At 30.5% G+C, this 6,000-nt stretch carries 6 protein-coding genes; 2 read left to right on the top strand and 4 right to left on the bottom strand.

From position 1 onward, the window contains the following. Positions 1-241: 241 nt before the first annotated feature. From Q1A01_RS07725 to Q1A01_RS07710, 4 genes are all read right to left on the bottom strand, one after another. A complete protein-coding gene (locus tag Q1A01_RS07725) occupies positions 242-364 on the bottom strand; it encodes a hypothetical protein (RefSeq protein WP_299678436.1) in 123 nt (40 codons plus the stop codon). Positions 365-499: 135 nt separating this feature from the next. Continuing rightward, positions 500-1,309 carry a DNA/RNA non-specific endonuclease gene (locus tag Q1A01_RS07720; RefSeq protein ID WP_299678433.1) on the bottom strand — a complete coding sequence of 270 codons (810 nt, stop codon included), beginning with the start codon at positions 1,307-1,309 and terminating at the stop codon, positions 500-502. A 30-nt stretch (positions 1,310-1,339) separates the two neighbouring features. After that, positions 1,340-2,137: a hypothetical protein gene (locus Q1A01_RS07715; protein WP_299678428.1), complete on the bottom strand. Its 798-nt coding sequence runs from the start codon at positions 2,135-2,137 to the stop codon at positions 1,340-1,342. After that, positions 2,137-2,703 (bottom strand): sigma-70 family RNA polymerase sigma factor, encoded by a 567-nt coding sequence (locus tag Q1A01_RS07710; RefSeq protein WP_299678425.1) that lies wholly within the window; start codon positions 2,701-2,703, stop codon positions 2,137-2,139. The genes Q1A01_RS07715 and Q1A01_RS07710 overlap by 1 nt, the downstream gene beginning before the upstream one ends. Positions 2,704-2,789: 86 nt before the next feature. Between Q1A01_RS07710 and Q1A01_RS07705 the strand changes: the two genes are divergently transcribed. Together Q1A01_RS07705 and Q1A01_RS07700 are read left to right on the top strand one after the other, a co-directional pair. Then, a complete protein-coding gene (locus tag Q1A01_RS07705) occupies positions 2,790-3,245 on the top strand; it encodes a hypothetical protein (protein WP_299678422.1) in 456 nt (151 codons plus the stop codon). After that, positions 3,238-5,970 carry a CHAT domain-containing protein gene (locus tag Q1A01_RS07700; RefSeq protein ID WP_299678419.1) on the top strand — a complete coding sequence of 911 codons (2,733 nt, stop codon included), beginning with the start codon at positions 3,238-3,240 and terminating at the stop codon, positions 5,968-5,970. Before Q1A01_RS07705 ends, Q1A01_RS07700 begins: the two co-directional genes overlap by 8 nt. The last annotated feature ends 30 nt before the right edge of the window (positions 5,971-6,000 follow it).

Here is a 6,000-nt window from a genome sequence, read left to right as displayed (position 1 = left end):
TATTCATTTTTATTAAATTGGATGGGAATCGTGTAAACGAATGGTGACTTCAATACGATGTTGCACTTATCAAAGTGCGCTACATTTTCAACACCCAAAATCACTCAACTATCTTTAAAAGAAATAGATTACTACATATTTAGATTATAGAACATAGACATCCTATTGTAACTTTTAAAACGGGGTGGTTGTTCTGAATAATTTGTAGCTTTTCTACTATAAAATACATATAAATCTTTCTCTAACCCAGTTGTCCATCTGGAGGTACTCCATCCTCATCTCCATGATCTCTACCATATGAATTATCTCCCCCAAAAATGATTGAAAGATTTTGTATTTGATTTTCTTTTAAACTCTCTAACATACTAATTTTTATAGTTAAATTAATGAAGTAATACACTAACAAATATAAACGAATGAATCAAAATTCTTATTACATTTCTTAATATCTATATAATACTAAGAGTTATACGCTTTCGCGAAAGCGTATACAGGAGCATCACCTAAAGCTCCACTGGCTATAATCTGAAGAGGCTTCTAGCTTTTGCTCTTTCGCGTCTTCTAATTTAGGAAAGAAATCAATTCCTGTGAGTCGCTCTATCTCATCTACAGAAGTTACAAAACTATATAAGGGGTCATTAGATTGTTTGTGATCCATCAAAAAAGCTATCATACGAGTAGTATCACCAGAACGATCATATACAATTTTATAAAAAGAGGTAGGTACAGTTACTTCTTCAGTTCCTATAGAGGTACTTTTGTCTTTTAGCACACCTCCCGTAACCACAAAAACACCATCATATTTTTTTGCCCAATAGCGTACTTTTTGCTCTAACCGATTCCAAACGCCTGCGTTAAAATCATGACGTTGTGGGGTAATATTACTGGTTAAAAATGTTTCATTATAGGCTTCTTTACTGAATTCACGATCGGCTGCGGGACATAGATGACCTCGATCATAGCCTGAATTTTTATAATTGCGCCAATGTGCTGATTGTGTTTTAACTGCTGGATCTACTTCGAAGTACGGACGTTTAAAATCACTGTTTACAACCTGCGATTTCTTAAGTTCATACCCTATCCATTCTGCTTGTTCGTGAGGTTCGTTATAACTTAATGAATAATAATCATGGTGTACGACTTGTCCTGTTGTAGACGTAGGTAAAAAATAGGTGTTAGTTGCTTCCTTTTCTTGTGCACCAGCTTCTATAACAGGTTCATCTAGTTTTTGATTGGCATACTTTTCAAAAGCTAAATAGCCTAACATAAATAGAATAACAAGAAGCGGGTAAGTATATTTTCGTTTCATTAGTGCAAATATCGTTTACACAATAAAGAATCACAATTTCTCAAGAAGTTCTTTTGCTTCGGTATATTTATAATTTGATGGATTCTTTAGAAGCATCGTTAGTATTTCTTTTGCTTCTGCGGGTTTATCAAACTTTACATATGTCAATGCTTTGTACCATAATGCTCGAGAACTATCAAGACTTTTTGATTTTTCTAAAAGATCAAATTGAGTGATGGCCTCTTCCAAGTTTTCCTTTTCTGAATAAATCAATCCTGTATATACATATATCAAAGGATCAATCTCATTTTTTGCTCCTTGTATATATTCTTGAAAACTTGCTAGTGAAGTATCTAAATCACCGCTTTTAAAAGAAGTACTTGCTTTTGAGAGTAGAGATTCATTATCTGCTCTGCTTGTAAAGGACGGTAAATCTGAAGACTGATAATACGTTGTATATAAGCTTGCATTAGAATTTCCTGTAAACAACAATCCAAATAATAAAATCACTGCCGCTGCAGCAGATATAATATAATACAATGATCTTGTCTTAGGTTTTTCATTTTGAGGGACTGTTTTATAGTCTTCCTTTATTCTTACAAGTTTCTCTTTAATGGCTGCAGCTTCCTCACCCTTTAAATAGGTGTCCAATTCTTTTTTATAGTTCGAATCAGAAACCCCATCTTCATACTCGGTTTCTGTGAGATGATGATTGATCGATCTATATAGGGCAACCTCTTCTTTTAGTTCTGGTTGTGTTGTCATTGCTAACTCAAATTGCTGCGCATCTTCTGCAGACATCGTGCCGCTTATATACGCCTCTATTTTTTTATACACATGTTCTTCCATTATGATTTGAGTTTTGTGTAATTACCATCTTTCTTAATTAAGTCTCCTAAACGCTTTTTACATTTAAAAATACGTTGAAAGGCTACATTTTCTGAGGCATATTTAAACTTCTTCACAATACGATCATAGGGTACTTTTTTGAAGTAGTCTTTTAATAGCTCCTTACAATTAGGAGATAGTAATTGTAACTTTTCTTCAAAAAGATCCCATCGTTCTTGTGCTATAATAGCTTCACTGTGATTACTTTCTTCACTCTTAAGTGCAATAGCCTCTTCATTTCTTACCCACCTTTTTTTAGAATTTAATTCTTTACGCCATAAATTTTTACAAACGGTAAACAAATAAGCTTCAAAAGAGGACTTAATCTCTATATCACTCACTTTCAAACGGATACTTAATTGATACAATGCATTTTGAAAAACTTCTTCTGCGTCTTGTTGCGCTCCTTCATTTTTTAACACAAAATGCCTTACTTTTGGGTACATAGCTATGTAGATTGCTTTAATGATTTTTTCATCACCAGTACGCAATCCTTCTAGATAATTTATACCATTTTTTGTGACCATAAATTAAAAAAGGATGTTTAGGGGGTAAGAATATGGTTCTTTTGGAACATAAGGGCAAAATAACATATAAATCTTAAAATTTAATTATGAAAACAAAAATAATTGTATTATCGTTAGCGACTTTAGCTTTAATTATTATTGGCTGTACAACAGAAACTGATACACTTATCACGACACAAGTGGATACCAATATCAGAATTAAAACAATCCCTTTATCCGATTTTGAAAACTTAATAAACATTACTGACAAAAAAATTGAAAACTCTAACCGTCTATTACTTAACGCATGTGTTGAAGAAGAACGCTATGTAATTAATTGGACAGGAAGCGCCTCAGTAAATAGCCCTGGCTTTCAATCTGTCAGAGATACCACAATATTACACTTTGAAAATCTAGGACTTGATTTAGTTTTTGCAATAACACCTTCAACAGATAGAGAGTTATGGATTTTTAATTACGAAAATTTTGCTCCTGTTTTTCCGTGTCCAGGTTCTCAAACAGAAAGTGAAATTGAGGAAAACCCTGTTGTTAACCATGATTAATAACTTCATTGATTATCAACTAAAAAAAGGTTTCTCTATTTTATGCTTAATATTTATTTCTACTTATACTTTATATAGTCAAGAGGATGTTTACTTAAAAATCAAATCCTTATCTATAAGCGATAGTTTAATTAGTCAGAAATTAGATTCATTACTTTTAAAAAATATAAGAGAATCAAATTTTGATGATTTTTCAATAGTAAGTAATCGATATGCCTCTTGGTTATATAATAGAAAAAGGGTTTCTAAATCATTAGAAACCCTTAATTTATCTATAAAACATCATAAAGGAGACACTATTTCTCTTTATGAGAAACATTTTAAATTAGGTGTCTATTTATATAATACTGGTCATGTTCAGGAAAGTTTACAAGTGTATGAGACAATTATTAAATCTTCAAATGAAGATATTAATTCTGTAATTGCTAATGCATATATTGAAATAGGAAGAATTTACCGTAAAAAAGGAGATTTACAAACAGCAATAAGGCATTACCAAGTTGCTGAAACTATATTACTAAAGCTAAATGAACCTGACAAATTATTGAGATGTTATATTGGCTTTTATAATACTTATAAAGACTTCGACGTAAATAAAGTAAAGGAACAGATGTTAAAGTGTCTTTTAAAAGCGGATTCTATAACTAATGTTTACCCTGTATCATACACTAGAAACTACTCTATTAAGAGAGCTTTAGGAAGTTATTACGGAAACTATGCAATTAAAGATACTATCCAAGGACTTTTATATTTAAACAAAGCACTAGAATTAGCTACTAAAAGAAAAGATTCTACTAGAATTGCTCAGATTTATGCTAATTTAGGCTTACTCTTTGACATTTCAAATAATAAAAAAGCGTTGTATTATAATGAGCTTGCATTAAAATTCTCCAAACAACAAAAGAAAAAAGCAATTATATATGAAAATCTGGGTTTAAATAATGCATTACTCGGCAACACAAATATAGCTATTAATCAACTCCATACTGCTCTTGAGCTATTAACAGGGAGCAATTTTAAAATAATTACAAAAGAACAACAATCTACAATACTTAATGAAAATTATAATGATTCTAACTTATGGATTATGTTGGGTAACTTATCGGAAGCTTACTTACTAGCATATGAAAAAAATAAGCATAGAGAATACCTTAAAGAATCTATAAAATATGCTCTAATTACGGATGACCTTATTGACATTTATCATAAAAACAGTCAAGAAGAAGCTTCTAAACTTATATGGAGAAAGAAAGTGACCGAGGTCTATAGCCGTGCTCTCAGAGCTTGTTTTCTTTATAACGATACTGAAATTGGGCTACAATTTATGGAGAAGAATAAGGCATTGTTGCTGTATGAAGAAAACATCTCCAGAAAAGAAAAGCAAAATCTAAATTTATCTGACTTTTTAATTCAAAAAGAGCTACAAATTAAAAAAGAAATTAAAGAGTTAGATCAAAATGAAAATATCAAGATTATAAAGTTACGAAACACTCTTACACATCTTGAAGATAGTATAAAGTCTATTTATCCAAACTATGTAAAAACTTTAAAACCTTACCAACCTCTTTCTAATGAATATATTCAAAATTCATTAAAAAGTGATCAAGTTTTAATAGAGTATCATATCAATATAGATACTGGATTTGGAATCTATCCAAATCAAAATAAAGGATATATCATTTTTATTACTAAAAACAACAGTCATATATTTGAAATGAAAAATATTGATTCGTTACGAAAGCAAATCCAACAACTATCTAAGAGCAATTCACATCCATTTAGAAATCATGATGAATTAACAATATATAATACCCTCTCTAATGAGATATTCAAACAATTGTTTCCTAAAGAAATAAGATCACAATTAAAAAATAAAGAACTCATTATTATTCCTGATGATTTTTTAACAAGAATTCCCTTCGAGAGTCTAGTAATATCAAAGGGAAATAATGATTCTCAATATCTTATACATCAAAATCAAATAAATTATAAGTATAGTTACACATTTCATGAAGAAAATAAAAATATAGTAAATACTATACCTAGAAAACAAAACATGGTAGCGTTAGCACCTGTAAATTTTGACAATCAAAACCTTCTTTCTCTTAAAAATAGTAGTATAGAGATTGATAATATAAGCGCCTATTTTGATGCAACGTTATATCGAAATGATAAAGCAACAAAAAACACTTTTTCTAACTCTTTAGGAAAATATGATATAATCCATCTAGCTACACATGCAAATGCAAACGATTCTATAACACCTTGGATAGCATTTAGTGACGAAAAAATAAATTTAGACGAATTAAGCTTATATCAAAACGATGCATCTCTTGTTGTTTTAAGTGCTTGCAATACAGGTACTGGAAAAATAGTAAAAGGTGAAGGAACAATGAGTCTAGCAAGGGGTTTTTTTTATGGAGGAGCACAAACTACAGTATCATCACTTTGGAGAGTAGATGATAAATCAACTACAGATATAATGACTAATTTTTACAAAAACATATCTGAGGGTAAATCAAAATCTCTAGCATTACACGATGCAAAACTTAATTACCTAAAAAACCACAAAGGCTCCGAAGTATCTCCTTATTATTGGTCTTCCTTTATATTAATAGGAGACACTAATCCACTGCCAAAAGAAAGTAATTTCTTATACTATGTGGCCATAAGTTTGATTCTAATTATAGGAGGACTCATGTTTTACCTAAGAAGAAAAAGATAATAGAGTACATTAATGCAAGTGTAAAAAGTA

The organism is uncultured Dokdonia sp. (genome assembly GCF_947492815.1).
Taxonomy (GTDB): domain Bacteria; phylum Bacteroidota; class Bacteroidia; order Flavobacteriales; family Flavobacteriaceae; genus Dokdonia.
This window is presented reverse-complemented; position numbering and strand designations above follow the sequence as displayed.

Bases quoted from the DNA above. Each gene is read 5' to 3' on its own strand.
- Q1A01_RS07715 (WP_299678428.1), bottom strand. From the start codon at position 2,137: ATGGAAGAACATGTGTATAAAAAAATAGAGGCGTATATAAGCGGCACG.
- Q1A01_RS07700 (WP_299678419.1), top strand. From the start codon at position 3,238: ATGATTAATAACTTCATTGATTATCAACTAAAAAAAGGTTTCTCTATT.
- Q1A01_RS07720 (WP_299678433.1), bottom strand. From the start codon at position 1,309: ATGAAACGAAAATATACTTACCCGCTTCTTGTTATTCTATTTATGTTA.
- Q1A01_RS07725 (WP_299678436.1), bottom strand. From the start codon at position 364: ATGTTAGAGAGTTTAAAAGAAAATCAAATACAAAATCTTTCAATCATT.
- Q1A01_RS07710 (WP_299678425.1), bottom strand. From the start codon at position 2,703: ATGGTCACAAAAAATGGTATAAATTATCTAGAAGGATTGCGTACTGGT.
- Q1A01_RS07705 (WP_299678422.1), top strand. From the start codon at position 2,790: ATGAAAACAAAAATAATTGTATTATCGTTAGCGACTTTAGCTTTAATT.